Here is a 24,801-nt window from a genome sequence, read left to right as displayed (position 1 = left end):
AAGGGTTGAATAATTAGGTCAATTGTACTAATCTAATTTCAATTCACCTCAAAAGCGAAGGTCAATTATGATTGATCACACTGGTGTCGTTGTGAGTGATTTTGAGCAAAGCAAGTCTTTTTATACTGCGGCATTAGAACCAGTTGGACTCTCACTCATTGCAGAGTATTCAGCCTCTACCACTGGAAGTACCGATATTGCTGGTTTCGGTCAGCCACCAGAAGCTGAATTCTGGCTGAGTCTTGGTAATCCTGGTTCTGGAAGAGTTCATATAGCATTTAGAGTTCATAACCATGCTGCTGTTGAGGCATTCTACAACACAGCTTTAGCTGCTGGTGGTGCAGACAATGGTGCGCCTGGTTTTCGGATTCACTATCATCCTAACTACTATGCTGCCTTCGTTCTTGACCCAGACGGACATAATATTGAAGCAGTCTGTCATTACCCTGAATAATGGAACAACGATGATATCACCTGAATCTAAGTCGAAGGTAGAACTACAAGACCAAGGGATGTATTCCTTGAGCCACCCAAAAGATTGGTCATGGCCATTCTGGGCTGTTGTCCCACTTTACCCTTACGGCAGGCGGCGGACACTTCGCAAGGAAATAGTTTTTGACACTATCTGGACTTTCGAGCAGCTTCACGGCATTCTCTACACCATCGTGCCGATTCGTATGACTGTCGTCAAACTCGCTGCCGGAGGTCTTCTGGTCTATGCACCCGTTGCTCCAACAACTGAGTGTGTCCGCTTGGTTAATGAATTGGTAGCAAAGCACGGTGAAGTTAAGTACATCATACTGCCAACCAGTTCTGGTCTGGAGCATAAAGTCTTCGTTGGCCCTTTTTCTCGCCGCTTTCCTGAAGCACAAGTCTTTGTTGCCCCGCACCAGTGGAGTTTCCCGTTTAACCTGCCACTTAGTTGGCTAGGCTTTCCAAAAAAACGAACTCAAGAACTCCCTGAAGACTCAAGCCTTGCTCCCTTCGCTCTGGAGTTTGATTATGCAATCTTGGACATCAATTTAGGACGAGGTTCTTTTGCAGAAGTTGCAGTGTTTCACAAGCCTTCGCGCACTCTACTTGTAACTGATTCTATCCTTTCTGTTCCAGTTGACCCACCAGAAATCCTCCAATTAGATCCTTATCCCTTACTTTTTCATTCAAGGGACAATGCCTTGGAGACTTGCGACGACAATGAAGACAACCGCCGCAAGGGATGGCAACGCATTTCATTGTTTGCACTTTACTTCCGTCCAAGTGCCCTGGAACTTACTCCAATCAGACAGATGTTTCGTGATGCTCTCAAAGCACCACAGCGAACCCTAAAAACGTACTTTGGTTTATTTCCTTTTCGCTGGCGAGAAACTTGGAAGCAGGCATTCGATGCTCTACAAGGTCAGGGGCGGCCATTTGTCGCACCGATTCTGCAAATCCTTATTTTTCCACAAGCACCAAGACAAGTCCTCAACTGGGCTGATACAGTTGCTAATTGGGATTTTCAGCAGATTATCCCCTGTCACTTTGACTCGCTAATTTTTGTAAATCCGCGTCAATTTCGGCAAGCTTTTGCTTTTCTTGAAAAAAATCCCTCTGTAAGTAATGACTTTTCTTCTAGCAAAAGCCAGCCTCTATTGGAGGAAGACTTAAGATTTATTAAGGAACTAGAAGCGAGTCTAGTTAAGCGCGGTATCGCAACCCCAGCTAAAGAGAAGGTGTAATCAATACCCTAGCTGTAGAGACACACAGTTGTGCATTAGTACCAACTTATAAGTACTTAGACAAAAGACAAGTTTGGTCAGATGATGGCATATTGTTATTGGATAAAATGATACCTTTCTTCAAAATCTCAAAAAGTAATAAACTCTGCCGTGACTTAATAACTCCAAAGGATACCACCAAAGGAAACTAACACCTATTGAAACAAGGGCAGTAATACCTAGTAGAAGGTTCAATAAAATTTGGCTATAAGACTTTAACATCTAATACTGATATTTACACACAAAGGTACTTAGCTAGATATACAGTACTTACAAAGCTTATTACTGAAAATATACTAATTTGAAGCTTTTTGCTTACGGCTCAAAGATTTTTGCGCTTTCCTCAGTCTCACCCAAGCGTATCAGTCGGTAACTATAAGAACAGCCTCTGAATGATCTACCACATCTTCGTAGAATCGCTTGAGTGCCGTGAAGTCCCTGACGATCCATCCAAATGCCTCGTCAGTATCCCTCGTCTGGTGCCACTTGTAAAGGTGTGCATCGTACATCAGTACCGGAGCGTACTTGGACTTGATATCTTCTTCAGTAATCCCACTAAGCCAAATGTGAATCAACTCGCATTTGTCGGCAGGAGTCCAACGGATGGGGAATCCTTGTGTGCTTCGTGCTGAAGGTAACACGTTTGATTGGCCGGTGATTGCAGTGACAGCCAACGATTCCTCCTCTTCGGAGAGAGCGCATTTCATCAGCAACCATTTTATCCAATCGAATCGCCTAGAAAGATCGCAGTATCGATTCTCAATTCCAGAGTGCGTTTCGACGAGTTCCTCAAGGGCATCGACAAACTGTTTATATTCAGCCTCACCATAAGGAAATTTGTTGACCCGACTGTGCTGTTCGCGGCGCAGGCTAAAATACCTCCGTACAAACGAAAGATATTCGACATCAATATCACTGCTAACGACGTTTTCGAGTAAGGTGCATTTCGAGGGGAGCGCGTTCAGTTGGAGTTCCCAGCCCATCTGTCCTCCTCTGCTAATCCTGTCAAACTATTTATTATAGTCAAAAAAATTAGTGGGGATGTGTTGATAGCAGAGAGTGAACCCCACGGTTTACTCGCGGGAGCAAATCATCAAAATCAGCCAACAATTAATGAGCATTGCGCCGTGATACTGAAGTTTGAGGATCTTATCTTACCCAAAAAATTTGCTCAACTGGTGACAGATGCGCCCCAGTGGACTGAATGGATGGCTTGATTTACACCCAAGCTTGGTATTAGACCAATAAACTATTGCTTGCGAAGTGTGTCTGCCACTTCAAGATAGCTATACCCTCATTACAAGCCAAACTTCTCATTATCTCTGACGGGCGTTTGGAAATCCTCCCGCCTTGCGTGGAACAGAGTAAATCAAAACGCTACAGTCAATTACAATAATGATTGATGCAAGTGGCTTTATACGCAACAGTTCTGGTTTGATTTCAAAAACTCAAACCGACTCAAAAGGATAAAATCCTAGAAAACTGGAGCTGGATGAGCTAAATTCCTGTAATGAATATGGCTAAAACTAAAAAATCAGAAAATGCTCCCAAAAAAGCGACTAACCCTTCTCCCAATGCACTATATGTGCTATAGGTGTTTTTAATTGATGGCCCAATTACAGAGGAATTTGCAGCAGAAAATCCAGTGGTGTCCAGAACCATCGAAATTGAAAGCAGCAATACTTTGCAGGATCTGCATAAAATCATCTTCAAAGCATTTGACCGAGAAGAAGAACATATATATGAATTTCAAGTAGGAGGAAAAAGGGCCGCAAGATCCAAATGCAAGACGCTATTGCATAAAACAAGCATTTTCAAGTTCCGATTTGACACCAAAGCCTACAGGAGATGTTTCTAGTACTTCAATTGCGTCTTTGGGCTTATCTATAGATGATGCTTTTGGTTACTGGTTCGATTTTGGTGATGATTGGTGGCATCAGATTGATGTCATCAGCATTGCAGACACAGTTCCATCAGGCAAATATCCTAAAATTACTCAGCGAGTCGGGGCTAGTCCTCCGCAATATGCGGATTTTGAGTAGAAGAAAAAGCAAGACAATCGTCATTGCCTTGCTACGATAGGCTATTTGATAAATCAGGATATCACTCAAGCAGAGAAGGTTTTTAAAGAATCATGGCAGCTAAAAAACATTATTTACTTAATCATGGATGTTTCCTTAATTCCACAAATAAAAAAATAGTTGTCAATTTAGCCACGGGTGATATCTTAAATCTAATAACCCAAGAATTAAAAACTCGCTATTCACCAGAAACTCAAAAAATTGTACTCGAAGAGAGTTCAAAGCTGCTACCTGATTTGGTATTTCAAGAAATGTTACAGCGCCAACAGCAAGTAGTGAATGTTAACCCTGATAGCTTAGTTGTGGTTAAATGTGCGATACAAGAAACAGAGCTTGATGAGTTTGGGTTTAATTTAAATGTCGAAGTATATTTTGTGATTGCAGATGTCAAAGGTCAAAATCATTTCCGCGCTAATCAGATAGTCCTTTGGTCAGATATCTGGGGCGATGAAGAACAGCTTTTTGATCTAGAAGATGAACTAAGTGAGCAATTCTGGACAGAATATCAAATCCAGTTACTCTTTGATGATAAAAATCAGCAAAAAATTGAATTAGAAATATCACTTACAGATGATTATGGAGCAAGGTTAGAATTTTACCCATCTGCCCAAAGATTTTTACCATCCATAGTTCCCTTTACTGATAATAACTTTTAAAATCAGGAATTATGGCAGTAGCTTCTGGTGCTTGTAGGAGTCGAGATGACGGGAACTGAGCGGTGTTGTTCAAGCGGAAGCGTTAGCCATACCTTTAGGTGATCGCACAGTTCTCAAAACGCAATGCACTTGTTCATTGTCCAGCATAGCGTGATATCGCCTCTTTTGCTGCTTGCAAAACGCGATCGCGTAATTCTAATGGCTCAATTACCTCCATCTGTGCGCCGAACCCCAGCACATAAGCACAAGCCGCTTCTTCTATATCAAACCTCAGCCAGACGCGAGTCCAGCCATCGGCATCGGGCGAGTTAATCTGTTCTATTCGGGCAAAGTATCCGGCATAGCGTAACCGAGGCATAACCTCTGGAGCAACACGCACCGTTACGCCATAGTAAGGCAGATTGGCTTTGAACTCAACCATCGATTGTTGCCAATAGTCGGCTAAGTTGAATTCAACCGGACGAACACAGGGGTAATCTGTAAGCATGGCATCCCGCACTCGTGAAATCCGGTAGGAGCGTACCTCTGACTCTACCGAGGCAACGAAATACCAAACATTGCCTTTGGCGACCAATCCCAGTGGGTTGACTAATCGTTTGACCAGTTTGCCATTACCGCGCTCATAGCTGAGGTTTACTTGCCGCTCTTGCCAAATCGCTGTTTGTAGAGTCGCAAATGCCGACATTTCCTCGTCCCACCGATGCCAGCCTGTTGGATCGACATGAATGCGCTGGCTAACCATTTCTGCCTGTTGACGATTTGCGGCAGGCATTGCTGCCAGAAGTTTGAGCAGAGCAGCTTCAAATGCTTGACTCCAGCCTAAATCGGCTAACAGGTTTGCGGGCTTTGGCAAGAACAGCGCCTGGATCTCTGCCAAGTTAAGTCCTGTCAGCGTAGTTTGATAGCTGTCGAGTAAACTCCAACCACCTCCTTTACCGCGTTCTGCCATCACCGGAACTCCGGCACTACTGAGGGCATCCATGTCACGATGGATGGTGCGCTCAGATACCTCCAATCGTTCTGCTAAATCTCGCGCTGTTAGCTGACGATAAACCTGCAACAACATCAGGATCGAGAGGAGGCGATCGGCACGCATAACTATCCCAAGACCAATCGAAACTACTTTTTACTTTACTGCCTAAATATGACAAGGGATGTCAGGAAGTTCAGCTTATGCTGCATAAAGATGGTTTGGAGTCATCGATTTCTTTAAGCTACCTAGCAGTATTTAAGGAGGTCAATTATGCAACTATTGAAGAATAAAATTGCGCTTGTAGTTGGGGCAACACGCGGTGCAGGTCGTGGTATTGCTGTGGAACTTGGTGCAGCAGGGGCAACCGTTTATGTCACCGGACGCACCACTCTTACTGTGCGTTCGGAATACAACCGCCCTGAAACGATCCAAGAAACGGCGGAATTGGTAAACCAGGCTGGTGGAAAAGGAATCGCGGTTGTAGTCGATCATTTAGACCCAAAACAAGTGCAGGCGCTTGTTGCTCGTGTTGAGCAGGAACATGGCCGTCTGGATGTTCTGGTCAACGATATTGGTGCAGAATATCTGGCGGAGTTCAACAAGCCTGTGTGGGAGCTTTCTTTGGAGCGAGGATTACGGATGCTGAGACTGGCGATCGACACCCATTTGATCGCTAGTCACTTCGCATTACCCTTGTTGATCCAGAAACCCGGTGGATTGGTAGTCGAAATTACCGATGGGACTGCCGAATATAACAGCAAAAACTATCGGCTGTCGCTGTTCTATGACCTTGCTAAAACCTCGGTAATTCGCATGGCATGGGGATTGGCGCAAGAACTTAAACCGCATCAATGTACTGCCGTAGCGCTGACTCCGGGCTGGTTACGCTCGGAACTCATGCTCGATCATTTTGGAGTGAGTGAAGCCAACTGGCAGGACGCAACAGCAAAAGAACCACACTTCATCATTTCTGAAACGCCCTACTATGTCGGGCGTGCAGTTGCTTATCTAGCTGGCGATCCACAAGTAGTGCGCTGGAATGGCCAATCGCTTTCCAGTGGGCAACTAGCACAGGTTTATGGCTTTACCGATCTTGATGGCTCTCAACCCGATGCGTGGCGCTACATTCATGAAGTCCAGGAGGCGGGTAAACCTCCTGATGCGACCGGATATAGGTAATGTTCCAGTCACAACACTACGTATTCTGTGGGAATGGCACTAAGAAAAGCGTAAATCCCTGCTATTTCTAGCTTTTAGGTGCGGGGTTGCAGGTTCAGGTGTGGGGAATTAAGAAGATGTTGAACTCCTTGACGTACTGGCATTGAAATTGTCTGAAACATTACACCCTACACTTACCTCCAACAAGATAGCCCTGGCGAGGTTTCACATGAGTCTTAGTGCCATTCTGCTAAGAGACAGAAACGACAATTCATTAGACAGCTACTCAGGCGATCGCTCCCACCACTCACTGAACATATCGCAATCAATCCCCCTTTCATTCTCAGGAGCTTGAAAGTCTTTCTCCACAAGGTTTGTTTGGGCTGAAGCTGAAAATGCACCTTGGACTCAACAGCGTTGGCAAGTTCTACCAACAGTTAGTCTCCAAGGTGGGCGACGCTGAGGTTTTTTTATTCAAAATGCAAAATTAATTTTGAATTACTAATTTTGAATTTTGAATTGGAGCGTTCGCGCAGCGTCTCCAAGAGTTGCGACTCGCCTTACACCGAGTAAAAACTTAAGTTCTAAAGTTTCTTACTAAGAGGTTTTTAAAAGCATTTTTCGCCTCTGCTTGTGGCTGGCGAAACAGCGCCATCGCTCAAAAGAAGAGATGGGCAATACAATTATTTTTTTGGGCAAGAGTGGTGAGCGTCGAGGCGCGATGCTGGAGTTTGAGAATGTGGAGACGACAGATTTGCTCAACTGCTGACAGATGCCCCACAGTGGACTGAATGGATGGATAGGGTGATTTTTCGGCACAGATTGCGATCGCTAAAAGGTCAGTTCCTCCCAATACACTTGGATATGCCTGCTTAAGTAATCAACAATAAATGTACTCCAGGCTCCTGCTCATCGCCCCACTAATTCTGTTAAAATCGCGTCTGCCAGCACGTAAATTTTGAGGCAGTGCCATGTGTGCAAAGGGATTCGATCAACTACAGTTACCAAAACTGCAACGGTTATGAAATCTCAGGCTACTCAAGACTATTCTAGGTAAGTGGAAACTTCAAATGTCAGCAACCCTAGTCTAAAGACTCCCGGTTCGCCCATTTTTTCGGGAGTTAGAAGAAAGGCTACTCAGGAGTAAAAGATTGACCACCAAGTTGAGTGTAAATAGTAGTTGGGAACCCAAGTAAAACAAGAATACGTTGCTGTAAGGGTGAAAGGGCAGTCAAATGAGCATAAACTTCGTTTTTAACCTCAATTAAGAACAGGGTAATCTCCTTAAATGCAGCAAGAAGTATCTCAGCAGTAGGACGTGCAGTTTCTCGTTTAGGATTACCAATATAAAGTCCAGTTAGCTTTTCCTTATTTTGCTCCAGATTGCGACGAACCTGAAACTCTAAAAGGGTCAAAATACGCAACCCAATTGAAAGTAGGCGAATTAATCCTGTAATATGATCTTCACGCTGCAAATAAATTGGAGTTAAAGATAAAGGAAAGCCTTTAAGTCGAGCAAATCCTCGTTCAGTTAAATACTCATCTCTATAGGCACGAACAGCTTGTTTCAAAGATAACAGAGATTTTGTTTGATTTGTAACGTAGACTCGCCAGCCTAACAACTTAATTTGTCTTAAAACTGCATCTTCATCAATTTGAAAATCCAGGTTTATCGAAGTTTCTTCTACTATTTGAGAAGGTGTATCAAGATATCGCCTCTTAATTTTTCGAGAAATACTAAGTTGAATGTCTTGTTTAAAAAGTCCACTGGTACGATAACGTTTGAGAATAGCATTAACAGCAGACTGGCATGAGTCAATCGTGGTTAACTTTTTCTTGCCACGACAAGGTATTTTAAGCTGTTCCAGGGCATTATTCGTTTTTTGTAAGCGGTCGCGTAAAGATTTTTCTTCTGTTTCTGCGATTGCGAAAGAACGTACAACTATTTGTCGCTCATTCCAAGTCAATTCATTACCATCAATCTTTGTTGTTTGAGAAATATTTATTTCAAACCCTTTAGCAATTTCTTTATTTTTCCCATCAGCATAATCATAATCAATAGTTGTTAATTCTTGTTTACCATCCCAAACTGGTTGAAGATATTCAATTAATTGTTTAGATGGGACTTGTTTTGCATTCAGAGGACAAAGATAGAAATCCCCACCAGATACAATATGAGTTCTCGTCGCAATTGAACCCATTTTACAGTCGCCAATATATAGTAACTCTGACTGTTTTAGCGTTGAACGTACTCTTTCAATTGCCGGGATGTATAACGGATCGTCGGCTTTTTCCCCTGATAGTATTTCAGCTGCAATTGGCATTCCTAAAGGGTCTAATGTCGATAACATTATTTTCACTTGTGCCAAGTCTGGACGATGATCTTTGCTATGGCCCCATTGGAATAACCCTTCAGAATTAATCCCACAGTGACTTGAAGCTGTTGTACTATCCATACGAACTCGCTCTGGTTTGATATCGTACACTTGTAGCAAGTTACCTCCAAGTTCTGACTCAAATGAGTACCAGTCGCTATCCCTGTCAAGATAACGTAATAGGGCTTCTAGACGATCATCCGTCAAGTCAAGTTCACCTAACTCTTCTCCAAAAAATGTTTTCAATGTTTCTAACCGCTTAGAAGCCCAGCCTTGGACGTGATTTAAACGGTGATCTGCTTGCGATAATATGTGTGCTAACCAAATTACTGCTACACTTCCCAGACTTAGACCTTGCCAATTTCCGTGTCTGGGAAAATGTTTATCGATTAGCGATTGTACGCCCATACGCTCTATTTGAGTTAGAAGTATAGGTATATCATCGACTCGTTCGTTTGTGATTATGGGTTCAGTAGTCATAAGTGCGAACATATACCTAATCTAGTCTTTTGGGGAATATGTCCTTCGGTATACTTTTGACTATCTACTTTTCCTAACTCATTAAAAAATGGGCGAACCGGGAGTAAAGAGATAAAGCTTCCACACATCCCACGAGGTTTTGAGCCAATACACAAATTTAGTGTGAGGATTTAGCCATGTCTTACCCGATTCCGTCCAAAATGTGGCAGCGAGTCAGTATTGTAGCACTGTTGTTATTGATACCGTCAGTAGGAATTGCATTACGTCAGTCTGGTACGGTTGCGGTTCCAGTCAATCAAACTCCTAAGAGTTCTACACCAACAACCTCCATTCTACCTAATCATCCTGACTACCAAGCACTCCAGGCATTTATACAAAAGTATAGTTGTGTCGTCTCCGTTCAAAACTTTGGTACAGTTGCGATAACCCGGACTGAGTTTGCCACAGTCTTGAATACCTGTGTGAATCGGAGCAATGAGCTAATAGCGACTGACCCCAAGATAGTTACCGAAGCGGATATGAAAACTTTGCAACGCTTGCAGTCCGAATTCGCACCGGAGTTAGCAACCCTAAGAAGTCAGATAGATGAATTGCAAGATTCTACTCCTACTCAGGCTCCCAGAGAACGTACTCAAGACGAGTCTACCCGAAAGACTCAACCCTTACCTACGGCTCCATCCCTTAGTATTTCGTCTGGCTCATCTGTGCAGAATCAAGTTGTTAACCGTGCGTACATACCTAAAACCCAAGCTGGTGGAATTAGGGGAGGGGTTGCCCCAGAGCCACAAACAGGTAGAAGATTTAATACAGAAAACTACAACCGAATTGAGGATAATCCCTTTCATCGCGTCGGTAATGACCCCCTTTCCACCTTTTCCATTGATGCAGATACAGCATCTTACAGCAACGTGCGACGCTTTATTACTCAAGGAGAATTACCACCCAAGGATGCAGTGCGAATTGAAGAACTAATCAACTATTTTACCTACAATTATCCCCAACCAAAAGACAATCGCCCTTTTTCTGTCACCACTGAAGTTGCTGCTGCTCCCTGGAATCCTCAACACAAGCTGGTACAGGTGGGTTTGCAAGGTAAACGCTTAGAGAGTGAAACCTTACCACCCAGTAACTTAGTATTTCTGATTGATGTCTCCGGTTCTATGGATGACCCCAACAAATTACCGTTGGTGCAACAGTCCCTGAAATTGCTGGTAAATAAACTACGTCCTGAAGACCGGGTAAGTTTGGTAGTTTATGCTGGCAATGCTGGATTAGTATTACCTGCTACTCCTGGTAGTCAAAAATCAACAATTCTGGCGGCGATTGACCGCTTAGAGGCTGGAGGCTCCACTGCTGGCGGTCAGGGCATTGAACTGGCCTACAAGATAGCTAAACAAAGCTTCCTTAAGTCTGGTAATAATAGAGTAATTCTAGCTACCGATGGAGATTTTAATGTCGGGGTTTCCAGTGATGCCGACCTGACGCGATTAATTGAACAGAAGCGAGATCAGGGAATTTTCCTGACGGTGTTGGGATTTGGTACTGGCAACTATAAGGACGGAAAAATGGAGCAACTGGCTGATAAGGGTAACGGCAACTACGCTTACATCGATACCCTATTGGAAGCCAAAAAGGTTTTAGTTAACGATTTGAGGGGAACTCTGTTTACCATTGCCAAGGATGTGAAAATTCAAGTGGAGTTTAATCCAGCGAAAGTTCAGGCATATCGCTTGATTGGTTACGAAAACCGCTTGCTGCAAAACCAGGATTTCAATGACGATAAGAAAGATGCAGGTGATATTGGGGCTGGTCATTCTGTGACAGCGCTTTATGAAATAATTCCCACTGGCATGAAGAGCGATGTGAAACTGCCTACATTAGACCCATTGCGGTATCAGCGTTCTGCTGAAACTGCCGCGGATGCTGACGGCAATGAATTGATGCAGGTAAAACTGCGCTATAAGTTGCCCCAGGACAATACCAGTCAACTAATTACCCAAACCATCCAAGATGATGATTTGAGAGCCGACCCCTCCACCAACCTGAGATTTGCTGCGGCGGTGGCGACCTTTGGGATGGTGCTGCGTGACTCTGAGTATAAGGGGAATGCTAATTATGATTTGGTAATGGAATTGGCAACTCAAGGGAAGGGAGAAGACCAGGAGGGCTATCGAGGTGAGTTTATTCGCTTGGTGGAGCAATCTAGGGGGTTGATTACGAGGAAATAATTTGAATTGCTTTGACCTACCATTGCACTTCTTTTTTTATCTGCGATCGCTCATAGTCCAAATTCAAGTATAAAGATCCACAGCAGTTTTTGATGACGGCAGGAAGCAAATTTGCCATGATGTTAGTTAGCGATACTACAGTAGCTAACATTGCTAAAACTTCCTCACCTAGCACCAATAACGTTCTATTTTCTTTCGGTTCAGTAGATCAAACCACGGGAAACGTTTCATCCCAAATAGCAGATGTCACTGGTAAGGGAAATACCGAATGGCACGCTTGTTAAGCGCAAACCCGTGATTTAACTGGCTTTTGAGTGTGGGGAGCCAGATTTCTTCCTCATCCTCCCACACCTCCCTCAGACAAAGGTTTCAGGTTTTCTTAGTGCCATTCGATTGTAGCTATCAAACCCAGACCTTTGCAATCGTCAAGAAAGTCAGGGCTTGGTCAAAGAAAATTATTTTTCGCCCACCAACACCTGCTGTAGGATGCCCGAATCCGAACAGTGTCTCCTGTCTTGAGGAAGGCTATAGAGCCAACACTTCCACCACAGTAGCGAACGCTCATCTAAAGATCCAAGTTCTTAGCAAAGCATCAAATATTACCAATATTTAACATCAAAAGCTTTCTTTTCACTTAGTCAAGCAACTAGCAATATCTTGAAATCATTTGTGATAAAAAAGACTTATTTAGCGAGTACTAAACACATGACAAAAGTACTGTAATTTCAAGGTTTCTGACAATCAAAGTAAAAAGCGACTGCCGCTTAATAAGTAACAATCGCCACACTAAAACACTCTTGCATTTCTAGGATAACAAGAATGAAAGCGATAGTTACAGTAGCAGTTAAAAATCACATCATCAGTTTACATTCATCTGACTACTGGATTATCAAAAGCAGCAATTAAACAGCATATAACAGACCGCTATAATAGTGGAGAAATGAAAGCAGATTTGAACATTTTTCAAGTGGATTTTGAATCAATTAGCACTCTTGTTGTCAAACAAGCGAATGACAACCCTGTAATCACCACATCACAAATCAAGGGTGATTTGCAAGATATACAAGCTCGTTGCGGTTCAGTCAGTTTGGTGATTGTGGACTATGTGCAGTTGATTGAACCAATGCGCCGTGAACGTGGCGAAAACCGCGTGCAAGAAATCGACTCCATCTTGAAACAACTCAGGGCGATTGCTAAACAATTCAATTGCGCTGTCTTGGGTTTGGCGCAATTAAAAAGAGAAGTTGATTCACGTTCCGAAAAACGTCCAACTAAAGCAGATTTTCGAGAATCGGGAGGATTTGAACAAGAAGCTGCTGTCATGTTGGGTTTATACCGAGAAGATTATTACGATAAACAAACCACCCAAAAAGGCATTTTTGAAGTCTCAGTTTTGAAAAGTCGGTTTAGTAGTGAGACGACTGTTAATCTCTTATTTGACGAAAGATTTGGACAGTTTAAAAATTTAGCTAAATCTAATTATTAAAACCCATGAAAGCGCTATCTGTTCGTCAGCCTTGGGCATGGGCAATTATTTATGCTCTAAAGGATATTGAAAACCGTGGCTGGCCCATTCATTATCGCGGCGACATTCTGATTCACGCTGCAAAAACCTGTACCAAGAAAGAGTATCAGCTAGCAAGAGAATTTTGCCAAGGGATGGGGGTAGTAGTCTGCCAACCCAAAAATGCTAAGTGAGGACTGGGAAAAGGGGAAAGGGAAAAGGGTAAGGGATTTAAACCCTTTCCCCCTTTCCCCTTCCCCCTTCCCCTTTACCCCGCCAAGTTTCCTTGGCGAACTAGTAGTAATCCCAGAACTAATCTCTCTACGTCGCGGCCAAGTCATCGGTATTGTCACAATAGTTGATTGCAAGTTTTCACAAGTTGCATCTGGCTGGGGGATGCCTGGGCAATATCACTGGAAGCTGGAGAATCCGCGAGAGGTAACACCGATTCCTTACATTGGGCGATTGGGGATTTTTGAAGTACCCGATGAATTGGTCAGGAGTGCGATCGCCTCATGAAATCAGTTCTCTCGCTTTTCTCCGGCATCGGCGGACTCTGCCACCACGGAATATCAGCCGCAGGTCTATCCCACAAATTCCGAGTCCAGCAATTTGTCGAAATCTCCCCTTATTCTCAATCACAATTGCGCCATGAACAACCAGGAATTCCAATCCACGCAGATATTACCAACTACCGTTGCCAAGAATCAATTCGCAATTCGCAATTCGCAATTCGCAATTATTAACTAGGAGTAAAAGAAATGAATCAAAAAATTAGTATTGCTGATAGAACAAAAGCTTTGGCAATAAGAATAGTTAAAGCTTGTACTTTTTTAGATGAAAAACCCGGAGTTTGTCGAACATTATCAAAACAGTTACTCCGAAGTGGTACTTCTATAGGTGCAAACGTTAAAGAAGCTCAATCTGCCCAATCTGATAAAGATTTTCTGAGCAAATTAGAAATTGCGCTTAAAGAAGAAAGAGAGACTGAATATTGGTTAGAAATATTAATCGAGGCAGAATTGGTTGATAAAAACAAGTTTGAATCCTTACTTCAAGAAACTAGAGAAATTGGAAAAATCTTAGTTGCATCTACTCGAAAAGTTAAAGAGAAAATCAAGCAATGAAATTAATTGCGAATTGCGAATTGCGAATTGGTTTGACCCCCTGGGCAGACCAAATTAGAAATCAGATTACGCAAGTACGGCTCTCTCATGAAGACCGAAGCTTTGAACCCGGCATTCGTGAGGTGGCTTTTGGGGTTCCCATTGGAGTAGCCAAGGGAATTAAGGGTAATTATGATGCCCGTCGCGCTTATGGTTTGAGTTGTTCTCCAAGGCAAGCTGCTGTGGCATGGAAACGAATTGATTACTTGTGCTGTCTACTGTCCTGTCAGGAGGCATAAGCATGATTAACCAAGTCCCGAATCTAGAAACTTGCTGGTATGTTTCACCACCTTGGGGTAAAGAGATTCCCTGTTGGAGAAAGTCTACGTCACTACCACCAAATCTTTCGGTTACTGTTGCGGTGTAGAGTGGTCAGCTAAAGGCTGGAGTTATGAGATTGTCTCTAGCAACGATAATCTAACTGTTTTAGGACGTGAAATCATTGGTATAGGCAACTTACAATTAGTTACCAAAGAAAAACCTGTGTTCAGCCTGGGCGAATTAGTCGAGTTTCTGTTTCATGGCGATGGGCCACCAGCAAGGATTGTCCAGGGCATCCAACTGATTTGCGATTCCTGGTTCTACTGCATCGAATGGATGTCCCCAGAAATATCTGAAAAAGGTGACGAGGTTTTTACCTCTAGGGATTCTATTGCACGGGTGACGACTCTAGAAAAGACTCTGGTTTATGAAGTGTGGGAGCAAGCTAACGCTGCCTCAATTCAAGTTTTGGGTCGCTATACACTCCAAGACTTGTGCCAGGAAAGAGAAACTCGCGCACAGCAAAGCCCGATGTATTATATTTAGACACGACGGAGTATTCACATGCGGATCGCTCAAGGCTGTCGTGAAGTAGCACAGACTACTACAATGGCGGCGATCGCTTGTGTAAAAAATACAATCTTATTGCCCCAGCTATAAAACTTGATGTCAGGGCAGGTTAATTTTGGGAACCATTGGTTCTTTCAGCACTCAAGCTATTACACCAATTCTCTAAAATTTGGCAGCACATTCAAACCCCAAAGCCTAAACTATATCTGATGCATCTTCACTAATAAAATAAATATAATTAATTTATGAAATAAAATCATTCAAATCAAAATCAATATCCTTTCTGGATAGGGAATTTCAATTGAAAAATTAAATGTAGAGAGTTATCTGTAGTCTATTACAATGTTTTTGACATCATAATTATTTTGGAATTATTACAAAACCCACACTTTGAATAGAACGCTGAGGCTAAACTATCATGCGCTGTCAATAGATAAATCTTTTTGACACCTTTCTCCACTAAATTTTGGGAAAGTACATCCATAATTTTTGTGCCAATTCCGCTTTGTTGGTTAGTGGATTCAACACACATTTCCTTCAGGTAAAAGCTGTTACCTTGATGCCATCTTTCAATATAACCAATAGCAAAACCGAGAATTCTCTCCTCTAAAATGGCAACAACACTGTGTGACCTTGGCATATTATAAAAATCTTCCAATCTGTTAAAAGCTGATTCAATCTCCCAGCTTTCATTCCAAGGAGGATTGCTAAAGACTGAAACAAACAAGTCCGTGCATTCTTTCAAGTGTTGATGTTCAATTGGTTGTAGTTTCATTTGAAATAAAAAAGGATGACGTTTATCAGCTACACAGTTTAGTACAACTAAATTTGATACATTTAGAAATCTGTCAAGGCCATTACCGCGCAAGCAGATTAGGCAGCGCTGGCGGTTGTAATCCTTAACAGCGATTATTTATAGCCATTGATAAAAATTTTTTCTTAGCAATTTCTTATCTTATATCTTATAACTTAAAATTCTAATAAGTAGATCAAAGTGTGGTCGCCTAAGTCGTTGCAGCTTTCTTGTGTTGTAACTTACGATTATCACCCAACTCAATGCAGAGTATACGATAACCCCGGCGGGCAAAGGGTACAGTTGCTTGACCAGTACCACAACCAATCTCTAATATCCTTCCTCCTGGATTGATTCTCGATAGAGACACCACATCGTCAAAAAGCGCTTCTGGATATCCTGGTCGAACTTGGTCATACAACAGTGCTACTTGATTAAAAGTGCTTCTTAACTGACTTCTTTCATCTGCCATCGAATTTTCAATTTTGAGATTGATTCATACTTTAATAGGATGCGATTATAGAAATTAGCCCTATGCACCACCAAGATTTGCGGTGCATTACGAGAACAGCGATAATACACCCTACGAAACTATTCCTCGTTCCCTTCTCTCCAATTACAAATTAGGGTAAATACTCCAGCCATCAAGAACATTAAAAAGTTGCGTTTTCTAGATCCTGTTAGCATAATGTATTGTCAATTTTTTCAGGCTTAATGTTCACTGCAAATTCTCAGGGCTTGATTTCTGCCGGGAGTATAGCAGCATATTCTTCAGGAGTAAGTGTTACATCCTTGACATTAATCTTTTTAGTGATAAATTTTTGCTTATAGAACAAGTCAGATATCTCTTGCTGTCCTGCTATAACCTTATCGGTAATCGGTCTGATGCCAAAACGCCGACGATTGACTATTGTTTTTAAGGTTGGTAAATCAAGCTTGGTATCACGCCCGACAATTTCGGCAACTTCTCGCGTATTTGCTTTAGACCATTCGCCTAATTTGTGGACTTCTTCAAGGACAATTTTTATTACCTCAGGGTTCTCTTTCACGAAGCTACGTGCAGCTATCCAATAGCCTCCTTGGGTTGAAAGTCCTTTAGCATTACGAATAATCCGAACTTTTTCTGTTTTCTGAAATATAGCCAGGTGGGGGTCGCCTAGCACAGCTGCATCAATGCTCTTACGCGATAATGCTGCACGAGTTTCTGGTGCTATCAGATTGAGATGTTTGACATCTTTTAGCTCTAGTCCTCCTTCTTGTAAAGCTTTAACGACAAAGTATTGACTAGCAGTAGCTCTTTGAAAGGCAATTCCTTTACCTTTTAAATCAGCTATAGTTTTGATGGGGGAGTCTTCGCGTACTACGATCGCCGAACCTTCACCAGTACCCGGTATAGTATTAGCAAGAAGAACAAAAGGAATACCAGCTGCTTGGGCAAATATGGGTGGAGTTTCACCAACAGCACCGACATCCAAACTGCCCACATTTATTGCTTCTAAAAGCTGTGGCCCAGCTGTAAATTGCGCCCACTGCACTTGAATCCCCAAGGGATTCAAGCGTTTCTCTAAAACTTGTCTACTTTTGGTGATATCCGCAGCAGTAAAATAGCCAATTCTTAACAATTTTGTCTTAATGCCATTAGGAGCTGCGACTGCTGCCTTTTCTCGTGTATCTGGTGCTTTACAACTTACTAAAGTTGTGGAGAGAGTAAATACTCCAGCTACTAATAAAATTAGAAAGTTGCGTTTTCTAGATATTGCTAACATGATGTATTACCAATTTTCTGGGGTTTAAAATACAAGCTTTAATTAAAAAACTGATTTTGGAATGATGTAAAAGTTGAAGATGGGAAATTTTTTATTTTGCGGTTAGATTCTGTTTACTAACTCTCTCACCTAAATAATCCACTGTAAGTCAGTCGGTTTACAGTAGATTATAATTGCACAGACTTTACCACAAGCTAATTTAAAAATCAAGCAGCGAGGATGACAGTGTTATTGATACAAGTGGTAAAAAGAAACAATAGGTGTGATACTAGTGATCGCAGTTTACACTCTGACTTTTCACGTTATATGGAAAAGTGAACTTGGAACCTAACCCCCTTCCCTCATCTACCGTGTATACACAAGTCGGATTGAGAATCAAATAGAGGGAAAAGAACGGAAAATTATTTTTAAAATCCTTGATTTTCCGTTAAACCTCTATCAATAAGCTGACACTATTGATAATCAGCTTGATAAGCTCAAAAGCTTGCCTACTAAGGCTTGCATCTTACCAGGCAAGGATTTTAGGACTTGTGTATACACCGTAGCTTCCCTCATAGGGAAGGGGAAACATTCAAAGCCTTTCTTCTTGTAGGGAAGAAGAATGGAAGTGGGGTTTTTCAGATCCCGTGAAAAGTCTGTTTACACCAGACTGGTTTGGAAGAAGCGATTAGCAGGGCGCGCCAGACCAAGATTTTCGCGCAGCGTTGTACCCTCATACTCTTGGCGGAAAATCCCACGGCGTTGGAGTTCCGGCACAACTTTATCGACAAAATCATTCAGCCCTTCAGGGATAAAAGGGAACATGATGTTGAAACCGTCAGAGCCTTCCTCAATCAGCCATTTTTCCATTTCATCAGCGATGGTTTGGGGTGTGCCCACAAAAGCCAACCCGCCGTAACTGCCAATGCGTTGCGCCAGTTGTCGAATAGTCAAGTTTTCACGTTGCGCTAAGGCGATTACTCTTTCTCGTGAAGAGTGACCACCGTTATTCGGTGGGATTTCTGGCAAGAGTCCATCCGGGTCAAAACCCGAAACATCGTAGCCAATAGCACTATTTAGGCTGGCAATTCCACTGTCATAATGTACTAGGCTATCCAAATAAACACGCTTGGACTGTGCCTCTGCGACGGTTTCCCCCACGATGACTAAAGCACCTGGAAGGATTTTTATGCTGTCTGGGTCACGTCCGATTGCCTGCGCTCGTCCCTTAATGTCTGCAAATAAAGCTTTGCCAGCCTCCAGATTACTTGCAGGTGCAAACACAGCCTCGGCGGTTTCGGCAGCTAATTGCCGCCCGGCTTCGGATGCGCCTGCCTGAACGATTACCGGCCAACCTTGGACAGGTCTGGCGATGTTCAATGGCCCTCGCACCGAGAGATATTTTCCCTGATGATTCAGAACGTGAAGCTTTGCAGGGTCGAAATAAATCCCTGCTTCCACGTCCCGAATAAACGCATCGTCAGCAAAGGAATCCCAAAGACCTGTGACAACATCATAAAATTCTCTAGCCCGCCGATAGCGTTCATCATGCTCTACCTCCTCTTCTAATCCAAAGTTGAGGGCTGCGTCTGGATTGGCTGTGGTGACGATGTTCCAGCCAGCGCGACCGCCACTGATATGGTCGAGAGACGCGAAGCGACGAGCGATGTGGTAAGGCTGGTCATAAGTCGTGGAAGCGGTGGCTACCAGCCCGATGTGTTCGGTGACGCTGGCAAGGGCAGAAAGTAGGGTGAAAGGTTCAAAGGATGTGACAGTATGGCTGCGTTTGAGCGCGTTGACTGGCATATTCAGCACCGCTAAGTGATCGGCCATGAAGAATGCGTCAAATTTGCCTTGTTCTAGTTTTTGAATAAATCGTTTCAGCGCTGGGAAGTTGAAATTAGCATCAGGCAAAGCCCCAGGATAGCGCCAAGCGCCTGTATGTATGCTGACCGGGCGCATGAATGCACCCAGTTTCAATTGCTTCGATCTGCTCATCTGGAATGGGTTATTAGTGAATACAAGTCTTTAAGTATGGGAAAGACAGCCGATGTAACGGGCGATCGCTTCTGCTACTCAAGAGTCGCTAGTCACGATCGCGATCGCAAAGCCGTCGTAACCTTTACTACCCACAGTTTGGATCTCTGTAGCACTCACACGCGGTTCTGCTGCCAGTAGCTCGTTAAAGCGGCGTATCCCCTGCACACTACTATCACTACTAGTAGCATCGACCACCGCCCCATTACGGACAACATTATCGGCAATAATCAAGCTACCACGACGGGAAAGCTTCAGCGCCCAAGCCAAGTAATCGGGATTGCTTGGCTTGTCAGCATCAATAAAGATTAGGTCAAATGGATCGTGTCCTTCCGTGGCGATCTGTGGCAATGTATCCAGCGCCCGTCCGAGACGTATATCTACGAGGTTGGACAGACCAGCGTGTGCAATGTTACTACGGGCGATTTCAGCGTGCTTTGGATTAGCCTCCAGCGAGATCAAGCGACCGTCAGCAGGTAGCGAACTGCTTGCAGCAGCGCTTACGCTATCGCGCTAGCCAAATCGTGCTGTAACCGCCCAGTGTACCAATCTCTAGGATGGTGTGCGCCTTCTGGATTTGCGCTAATAGCAACAGCAGTTTGCCCTGATTAGGTGACACATTCTGCGGTGGTAGCCCTGCATCGGCAGCAGTTTGCAGCGCTGTATCCAGGGCGAGGTCGGGCTGAACAAACAAGTCGGTGATATAGCGATCGACCGCAGCCCAATTTTCTTGGGTCATATAGTAATTCTTCTTTGTTAATTTTCTTCGCGTTCTGCTTTGGAGTATGTCGAACGTATCTACATACTTCAGCCTCGATCTTTAGTCTTTCAATAAGGCTGAGGTATGTCCCCACTGTCCAGTAAAGACAAATTCTTTCAACGGCTTGCGGACACGGGGAGCCTGTTCGCGATCGCGTAGTCCATCAGGGAGGCTTTGGGGATCGCCAGGATAACCAACTGTCACCACAGTTGCAGGCTCATAGTCTTCTGGAATTTGGTATATTTCTCTCGCGGTATCTCCATTAAATCCCGCTATTTGATGAGCAAATAAACCTAGAGAAGTCGCCTGAAGGATCAGGTTTTCTAAAGCCAGTCCGACATCATGAAATGCGTGTCTGTTTGTTTTCCCGTCGTCAGTAAGGATTTTAGCGACTGCAAGTATCAGTACCGGAGCATTTTTCGCCCATCCTTGATTAAACTCAACCAAGGTACTAAGTAGACGATTGTATTCTGTTGAGTCATCTTTGGTAGCAACAATAAAGCTCCAAGGCTGATGATTGTAAGAAGAAGGTGCCCAACGAGCTGCTTCTAGCAATGAGAGTAGTTTATCCTGCTCAACTGAGCGATCGGCAAAAGCTCTAGGACTCCAACGACTCTGGATCAAGTCATGAACAGGGTATTGCGTTTGGGCAAGTTTCTGCGTCATTTTAATGAATTTCCTTATCGATACTCAGTAAGTTGTCAATTGAAGATAACTAGGATTAAGAAACGGAAACTTTTAGCCTTTTTTTAAAAAACTTAGCAAAGCTAACAATCTAGGCTTTCATTGATTTTTAGATGTAAATAGTGAGCTAGCATGAGCAATCCAGCATTGCAGGAGAGAAACAACTTTGTTGATTAATTGTATAATACGGTAAATTTATCGATTTATAGTACTATATTTTCAGTGGCGATCGCTTCCTTTGATATTAGGACTTACGCACGAGTTACGGAATAACGAACTACAGAGGCACAGAGAACACGGAGAAATCAGAGTTTGAGAGATATTTTGCGTAAGTCCTAGATATATTGCTTGCATTTCTCCATGCCCATTGACTATTTAGCGTGAAGGATTAACCCGTGGTCAAACTAATTTTACCGATAGAACTTACTGCCGAGATTGAGCCACACTTACCATCGGATACAAAATTTGTGCGGGTAGATAGTGATGGTAATTTTGATGGTGATGCTAGTGATGCGGAAATTTATCTCAATGGGTTCAAATTAAAGCCAACCACTCTACATAAGGTGCTGGCGGTTGCTCCTGGAATACGTTGGCAACAGACTCCTAGTGCTGGTGTCAATCACATTTTGACACCGATTTTTCTCGAACACGATATTACTCTGACTAATGGCGCGGGGGTTCATGCAATTCCGATTTCGGAATTTGTCTTAAGTTTGATCCTCTATCACGCCAAACAGTTACGGCAATTGCAAGCTGCTCACGACCAACGTACTTGGCGAAAAAGTTGGTTAGTGCTGCCAGAGTTGGCAAATTCAACTGTGTTAATTCTTGGTACTGGAAACATAGGTCAGGCGATCGCAGCTCGTATTAAACCATTTGGGGCGAGAGTTTGGGGTGGTCGTCGTCGTCCTGAACCTCTACCAAATTTTGATAAAATCGTCGGTGCAGATGAATGGCACGCACTGTTGCCAGAGGTTGACTATATAATTGTGGCGACACCTCTAACACCAGAAACCAAAGCTTTAATTGATGAAGCTGTACTGCGATCGCTACCCAGTCACGCTTATTTAATTAATGTCGGTCGCGGTGCAGTTGTAGATGAATCAGCATTAACTAAGGCTCTCACTGAAGGCTGGATTGCAGGTGCAGGATTAGACACAGTTTCTATTGAACCACTACCGCCAGAAAGTCCTCTATGGTCGTTGCCTAACCTCTTTATTACACCCCATACTTCCGCAATTTCCCCAGCATTAAAAGGACGCATTGCAAACTTGTTCCTTGATAACTTAGAGCGTTACCGAGGCAATAAGCCTTTACGAAATGTAGTCAATAAGGAAGCAGGCTACTAAACAAATTTATATAGCGATGACATGAATACAAAAACTTTTCAAGCCTTGGCAGCACAGAGTGTAATTACCACTGATGTCTTAGTTCTGGGTGGCGGGCCGGCTGGCACTTGGGCAGCACTTTCAGCAGCAAAGCAAGGTGCCCGTGTCGTCCTAGCGGATAAGGGGTATTGCGGTACATCAGGGGCAACGGCTCCATCCAATACTGGGACATGGTATCTTCCCAAAGGCGCAGAACGTGATGCAGAAATTGAGCGTCGGCTGTTTCGCTCATCAGGACTTGCCGATCGCCGTTGGTTGCAGCGTGTGATTGAGCAGGCACAAATAGGTTTAGATGATTTAGGGGATAACGGCTATCCTTTTCCTTTTGATGAGCAGGGCAATCCCTACCGTGCTAACTTGCGCGGGCCAGATTATATGCGCTTCATGCGCCAAAGAGCGGGAGCAGCTGGTGTACGCATTCTTGACCATCATCCCGCACTCGAACTACTTTGGGCCGATGGTGCGATCGCAGGTGCAGCAGGTATTCATCCGCGCACTGGGAATCGTTGGGAAGTCAGAGCAGGTGCCGTTGTGCTGGCGACTGGCGGATGCGCTTTTCTGTCTCATGCACTAGGTTGCGATGGTAATACCGGTGATGGTTATCTCATGGCAGCAGAGGCAGGAGTCAGGCTATCTGGAATGGAATTTTCCTCGCAATATGGCTTGTCACCGGCTCATACTTCCGTCACCAAGGGATTGACCTTTACCTTCGCCAGTTTTTATTTGGAGGATGGCTCTCCCTTACCGGAAACTGGAGAAGACCGAGCTGTACGTATTGCACGCCAGTTGATTGCGGGTGAAAAAGTGTATGCCCTGATGAATCGCGGCAACCCTATCGAACATGAATGGTTGCGCCAGGGTCAACCTAACTGCTTTCTACCATTTGAGAGAATTGGTTTAGATCCATTCCAGCAACCCTTCCCAGTGACACTACGCTCCGAAGGAACTGTTCGCGGCGTAGGTGGACTGGAAATCATCAACAATGATTGCGCTACAAAAGTGCCGGGACTTTATGCCGCCGGTGATGCAGCCTCTCGGGAAAATCTTACAGGGGCAGTTTCAGGAGGGGGAAGCCCTAATGCATCCTGGGCGATTGCCAGTGGGACTTGGAGTGGTCGCGCAGCAGCACTTTTTGCTACCTCTTTAGGCGACAAAGCCGGGACACGCTTGGTTCGTGGTTTAGGTCAAGCAGGTTTGCGTCCCCGTAAACAGCCGCTAGAGGATGAGCTAATATCGGAAGCGATTAGTGCTATTCAGGCTGAAACCTTGCCGCTTGATGTTAATTTCTTTCGTTCTGGAGCGAGGATAGCGCTGTCACGTCAACGTTTAGATGCAGTATGGGCAGATATTAGCGATTATCTAGTAGGTGAAGGTCGCAATGCTCTACGCGCACGGGAAGCTGCGGCAATGGCGGCCACAGCTCGCTGGATCTGGGCGAGTGCGGATGCACGTAAAGAAAGTAGAGGAATGCACCGACGCACAGATTTTACAAAAACTGACGTGCAACAAACAAGAAGAATATTTACCAGTGGTATCGATGATGTTGTGGTTGTCGCCGCAGAAAATCAGTTGCAAGAGGTAGCGTAATGATTGAAATTGTTAATAGCGATCGCTGTATCGGCTGTGATATCTGCGTGAAAGTTTGTCCGCGTGATGTCTTTGATTCTGGAGACGATGGAATAGCCGTAATTGCTCGTAAATCAGATTGCCAGACTTGTTTTTTGTGCGAGTTGTATTGCCCTGTTGATGCGCTTTATGTATCGCCTTATGCCGAACTGGATGATGAGGTTAATACAGAACAGTTAATTACCCAAAACTTGCTGGGTAGTTACACCCGTAACATGGGTTGGCATCATGGCAAAATGGGAGGCACTGACAAAGATCCAACTCAACAACTTAGAATTTTGAATAGGGTAAGGCAGGATAATGCAAGATTGATTGACACTCCCCTGGCTGAATAAATTTCGCTTGTCTCTTCGCTGATAAATTCAACCTCAAAATATCTAGCGTTGTATTTTGGGTGAATTCTAAGGGACTTCCAAATAAAAAAATGTTCCAAAACTCTCTCTATTCCTCCTCTCTCTGTGTTCTCTGTGCGGCAGTCGCTCATGGGGGAAACCCCCAAGACCGCGCTGCCTTGTCTCTGTGGTTCGTTTATTTGGATAATTTATTTCTTGGAAGTCCC

28 protein-coding genes and 3 pseudogenes are annotated in these 24,801 nt (G+C 43.8%); 20 read left to right on the top strand and 11 right to left on the bottom strand.

Annotated elements, in window-relative coordinates; genetic code table 11:
* The first annotated feature begins 67 nt into the window (after nucleotides 1-67).
* On the top strand, nucleotides 68-454 hold the full coding sequence (locus tag ACFFRD_RS01530; protein WP_392476001.1) for a VOC family protein: 387 nt from the start codon (nucleotides 68-70) through the stop codon (nucleotides 452-454).
* 58 nt (nucleotides 455-512) lie between these two features.
* Nucleotides 513-1,718 carry a DUF4336 domain-containing protein gene (locus ACFFRD_RS01525; RefSeq protein WP_392476157.1) on the top strand — a complete coding sequence of 402 codons (1,206 nt, stop codon included), beginning with the start codon at nucleotides 513-515 and terminating at the stop codon, nucleotides 1,716-1,718.
* Nucleotides 1,719-2,119: 401 nt separating this feature from the next.
* Here the strand turns inward: ACFFRD_RS01525 and ACFFRD_RS01520 are convergent, their stop codons facing one another.
* Nucleotides 2,120-2,740 (bottom strand): DUF1877 family protein, encoded by a 621-nt coding sequence (locus ACFFRD_RS01520; protein ID WP_392476000.1) that lies wholly within the window; start codon nucleotides 2,738-2,740, stop codon nucleotides 2,120-2,122.
* Between the two features lie 60 nt (nucleotides 2,741-2,800).
* Between ACFFRD_RS01520 and ACFFRD_RS01515 the strand changes: the two genes are divergently transcribed.
* Entirely contained in the window at nucleotides 2,801-2,974 is a 174-nt protein-coding gene (locus ACFFRD_RS01515; protein ID WP_392475999.1) for a hypothetical protein, read from the top strand.
* 280 nt (nucleotides 2,975-3,254) lie between these two features.
* Here ACFFRD_RS01515 and ACFFRD_RS01510 read toward each other — a convergent pair whose 3' ends face one another.
* The gene (locus tag ACFFRD_RS01510) at nucleotides 3,255-3,419 is read right to left on the bottom strand and encodes a hypothetical protein (RefSeq protein ID WP_392476167.1); all 165 of its coding nucleotides are present in this window, start codon (nucleotides 3,417-3,419) and stop codon (nucleotides 3,255-3,257) included.
* On the opposite strand from ACFFRD_RS01510, the gene ACFFRD_RS01505 reads away from it, so the two are divergent.
* The 3 genes from ACFFRD_RS01505 to ACFFRD_RS01495 all read left to right on the top strand — a co-directional run bounded on the left by ACFFRD_RS01505 (nucleotide 3,352) and on the right by ACFFRD_RS01495 (nucleotide 4,494).
* On the top strand, nucleotides 3,352-3,615 hold the full coding sequence (locus tag ACFFRD_RS01505) for a hypothetical protein (protein WP_392475998.1): 264 nt from the start codon (nucleotides 3,352-3,354) through the stop codon (nucleotides 3,613-3,615). The two genes, ACFFRD_RS01510 and ACFFRD_RS01505, sit on opposite strands and share 68 nt — an antisense overlap.
* On the top strand, nucleotides 3,584-3,799 hold the full coding sequence (locus ACFFRD_RS01500) for a hypothetical protein (RefSeq protein WP_392475997.1): 216 nt from the start codon (nucleotides 3,584-3,586) through the stop codon (nucleotides 3,797-3,799). The genes ACFFRD_RS01505 and ACFFRD_RS01500 overlap by 32 nt, the downstream gene beginning before the upstream one ends.
* A 92-nt stretch (nucleotides 3,800-3,891) precedes the next feature.
* Nucleotides 3,892-4,494, top strand: coding sequence for a hypothetical protein (locus tag ACFFRD_RS01495; RefSeq protein ID WP_392475996.1), 603 nt, complete (start codon nucleotides 3,892-3,894; stop codon nucleotides 4,492-4,494).
* A gap of 133 nt (nucleotides 4,495-4,627) precedes the next feature.
* On the opposite strand, the gene ACFFRD_RS01490 is transcribed toward ACFFRD_RS01495, so the two are convergent.
* On the bottom strand, nucleotides 4,628-5,590 hold the full coding sequence (locus ACFFRD_RS01490) for a helix-turn-helix transcriptional regulator (RefSeq protein ID WP_392475995.1): 963 nt from the start codon (nucleotides 5,588-5,590) through the stop codon (nucleotides 4,628-4,630).
* 147 nt (nucleotides 5,591-5,737) lie between these two features.
* Here ACFFRD_RS01490 and ACFFRD_RS01485 point away from each other — a divergent pair, with 147 nt between their 5' ends.
* Complete coding sequence (locus ACFFRD_RS01485; RefSeq protein ID WP_392475994.1) at nucleotides 5,738-6,646, top strand: SDR family oxidoreductase; 909 nt, start codon at nucleotides 5,738-5,740, stop codon at nucleotides 6,644-6,646.
* A gap of 637 nt (nucleotides 6,647-7,283) precedes the next feature.
* On the opposite strand, the gene ACFFRD_RS01480 is transcribed toward ACFFRD_RS01485, so the two are convergent.
* Both ACFFRD_RS01480 and ACFFRD_RS01475 read right to left on the bottom strand, forming a co-directional pair.
* Nucleotides 7,284-7,478 carry a hypothetical protein gene (locus tag ACFFRD_RS01480; RefSeq protein WP_392475993.1) on the bottom strand — a complete coding sequence of 65 codons (195 nt, stop codon included), beginning with the start codon at nucleotides 7,476-7,478 and terminating at the stop codon, nucleotides 7,284-7,286.
* A gap of 280 nt (nucleotides 7,479-7,758) precedes the next feature.
* On the bottom strand, nucleotides 7,759-9,480 hold the full coding sequence (locus tag ACFFRD_RS01475; protein ID WP_392475991.1) for an IS1634 family transposase: 1,722 nt from the start codon (nucleotides 9,478-9,480) through the stop codon (nucleotides 7,759-7,761).
* Nucleotides 9,481-9,656: 176 nt separating this feature from the next.
* On the opposite strand from ACFFRD_RS01475, the gene ACFFRD_RS01470 reads away from it, so the two are divergent.
* The 10 genes and pseudogenes from ACFFRD_RS01470 to ACFFRD_RS01425 all read left to right on the top strand — a co-directional run.
* Entirely contained in the window at nucleotides 9,657-11,708 is a 2,052-nt protein-coding gene (locus ACFFRD_RS01470; RefSeq protein WP_392475990.1) for a von Willebrand factor type A domain-containing protein, read from the top strand.
* Between the two features lie 116 nt (nucleotides 11,709-11,824).
* Nucleotides 11,825-11,992, top strand: coding sequence for a hypothetical protein (locus ACFFRD_RS01465; protein ID WP_392475989.1), 168 nt, complete (start codon nucleotides 11,825-11,827; stop codon nucleotides 11,990-11,992).
* 656 nt (nucleotides 11,993-12,648) lie between these two features.
* A complete protein-coding gene (locus tag ACFFRD_RS01460) occupies nucleotides 12,649-13,194 on the top strand; it encodes a DnaB-like helicase C-terminal domain-containing protein (RefSeq protein ID WP_392475988.1) in 546 nt (181 codons plus the stop codon).
* Between the two features lie 5 nt (nucleotides 13,195-13,199).
* Nucleotides 13,200-13,406 carry an ASCH domain-containing protein gene (locus tag ACFFRD_RS01455; protein WP_392475987.1) on the top strand — a complete coding sequence of 69 codons (207 nt, stop codon included), beginning with the start codon at nucleotides 13,200-13,202 and terminating at the stop codon, nucleotides 13,404-13,406.
* Nucleotides 13,396-13,731 carry a hypothetical protein gene (locus ACFFRD_RS01450; protein WP_392475986.1) on the top strand — a complete coding sequence of 112 codons (336 nt, stop codon included), beginning with the start codon at nucleotides 13,396-13,398 and terminating at the stop codon, nucleotides 13,729-13,731. The genes ACFFRD_RS01455 and ACFFRD_RS01450 overlap by 11 nt, the downstream gene beginning before the upstream one ends.
* Nucleotides 13,728-13,958 carry a hypothetical protein gene (locus tag ACFFRD_RS01445; protein WP_392475985.1) on the top strand — a complete coding sequence of 77 codons (231 nt, stop codon included), beginning with the start codon at nucleotides 13,728-13,730 and terminating at the stop codon, nucleotides 13,956-13,958. Before ACFFRD_RS01450 ends, ACFFRD_RS01445 begins: the two co-directional genes overlap by 4 nt.
* A gap of 15 nt (nucleotides 13,959-13,973) precedes the next feature.
* Entirely contained in the window at nucleotides 13,974-14,339 is a 366-nt protein-coding gene (locus ACFFRD_RS01440) for a four helix bundle protein (RefSeq protein ID WP_100902383.1), read from the top strand.
* Nucleotides 14,336-14,617 (top strand): hypothetical protein, encoded by a 282-nt coding sequence (locus ACFFRD_RS01435; protein WP_392475984.1) that lies wholly within the window; start codon nucleotides 14,336-14,338, stop codon nucleotides 14,615-14,617. Before ACFFRD_RS01440 ends, ACFFRD_RS01435 begins: the two co-directional genes overlap by 4 nt.
* Nucleotides 14,618-14,619: 2 nt before the next feature.
* A pseudogene (locus tag ACFFRD_RS01430) lies at nucleotides 14,620-14,939 on the top strand (DUF1392 family protein); the annotation flags it as partial.
* 105 nt (nucleotides 14,940-15,044) lie between these two features.
* A pseudogene (locus tag ACFFRD_RS01425) lies at nucleotides 15,045-15,185 on the top strand (transcriptional regulator); the annotation flags it as partial.
* Between the two features lie 361 nt (nucleotides 15,186-15,546).
* On the opposite strand, the gene ACFFRD_RS01420 reads toward ACFFRD_RS01425, so the two are convergent.
* The 6 genes and pseudogenes from ACFFRD_RS01420 to ACFFRD_RS01395 form a co-directional block, all read right to left on the bottom strand.
* Entirely contained in the window at nucleotides 15,547-15,984 is a 438-nt protein-coding gene (locus tag ACFFRD_RS01420; RefSeq protein ID WP_392475983.1) for a GNAT family N-acetyltransferase, read from the bottom strand.
* A 229-nt stretch (nucleotides 15,985-16,213) separates the two neighbouring features.
* Nucleotides 16,214-16,474, bottom strand: a complete 261-nt coding sequence (locus ACFFRD_RS01415) for a hypothetical protein (protein ID WP_392475982.1) — start codon at nucleotides 16,472-16,474, stop codon at nucleotides 16,214-16,216.
* A 259-nt stretch (nucleotides 16,475-16,733) separates the two neighbouring features.
* On the bottom strand, nucleotides 16,734-17,768 hold the full coding sequence (locus ACFFRD_RS01410) for an aliphatic sulfonate ABC transporter substrate-binding protein (protein WP_392475981.1): 1,035 nt from the start codon (nucleotides 17,766-17,768) through the stop codon (nucleotides 16,734-16,736).
* A 639-nt stretch (nucleotides 17,769-18,407) separates the two neighbouring features.
* Nucleotides 18,408-19,745 (bottom strand): LLM class flavin-dependent oxidoreductase, encoded by a 1,338-nt coding sequence (locus ACFFRD_RS01405; RefSeq protein WP_392475980.1) that lies wholly within the window; start codon nucleotides 19,743-19,745, stop codon nucleotides 18,408-18,410.
* A 78-nt stretch (nucleotides 19,746-19,823) separates the two neighbouring features.
* A pseudogene (locus ACFFRD_RS01400) lies at nucleotides 19,824-20,523 on the bottom strand (O-methyltransferase).
* 81 nt (nucleotides 20,524-20,604) lie between these two features.
* Nucleotides 20,605-21,210: a nitroreductase family protein gene (locus tag ACFFRD_RS01395; RefSeq protein WP_392475979.1), complete on the bottom strand. Its 606-nt coding sequence runs from the start codon at nucleotides 21,208-21,210 to the stop codon at nucleotides 20,605-20,607.
* A gap of 413 nt (nucleotides 21,211-21,623) precedes the next feature.
* Here ACFFRD_RS01395 and ACFFRD_RS01390 point away from each other — a divergent pair, with 413 nt between their 5' ends.
* Genes ACFFRD_RS01390 through ACFFRD_RS01380 form a run of 3 tightly spaced genes read left to right on the top strand, consistent with a single transcriptional unit; the run spans nucleotide 21,624 to nucleotide 24,577 of the window.
* On the top strand, nucleotides 21,624-22,577 hold the full coding sequence (locus ACFFRD_RS01390; protein ID WP_392475978.1) for a D-2-hydroxyacid dehydrogenase: 954 nt from the start codon (nucleotides 21,624-21,626) through the stop codon (nucleotides 22,575-22,577).
* 21 nt (nucleotides 22,578-22,598) lie between these two features.
* Nucleotides 22,599-24,203: an FAD-dependent oxidoreductase gene (locus ACFFRD_RS01385; protein ID WP_392475977.1), complete on the top strand. Its 1,605-nt coding sequence runs from the start codon at nucleotides 22,599-22,601 to the stop codon at nucleotides 24,201-24,203.
* Nucleotides 24,203-24,577: a ferredoxin family protein gene (locus ACFFRD_RS01380; protein ID WP_392475976.1), complete on the top strand. Its 375-nt coding sequence runs from the start codon at nucleotides 24,203-24,205 to the stop codon at nucleotides 24,575-24,577. Before ACFFRD_RS01385 ends, ACFFRD_RS01380 begins: the two co-directional genes overlap by 1 nt.
* The last annotated feature ends 224 nt before the right edge of the window (nucleotides 24,578-24,801 follow it).

The sequence above is a fragment of the Nostoc sp. C110 genome (assembly GCF_043099725.1).
Taxonomy (GTDB): Bacteria; Cyanobacteriota; Cyanobacteriia; order Cyanobacteriales; family Nostocaceae; genus Nostoc; species Nostoc muscorum_A.
Note: the sequence above shows the minus strand (reverse complement) of the source record. Positions and strands in the feature narration are given on the sequence as shown.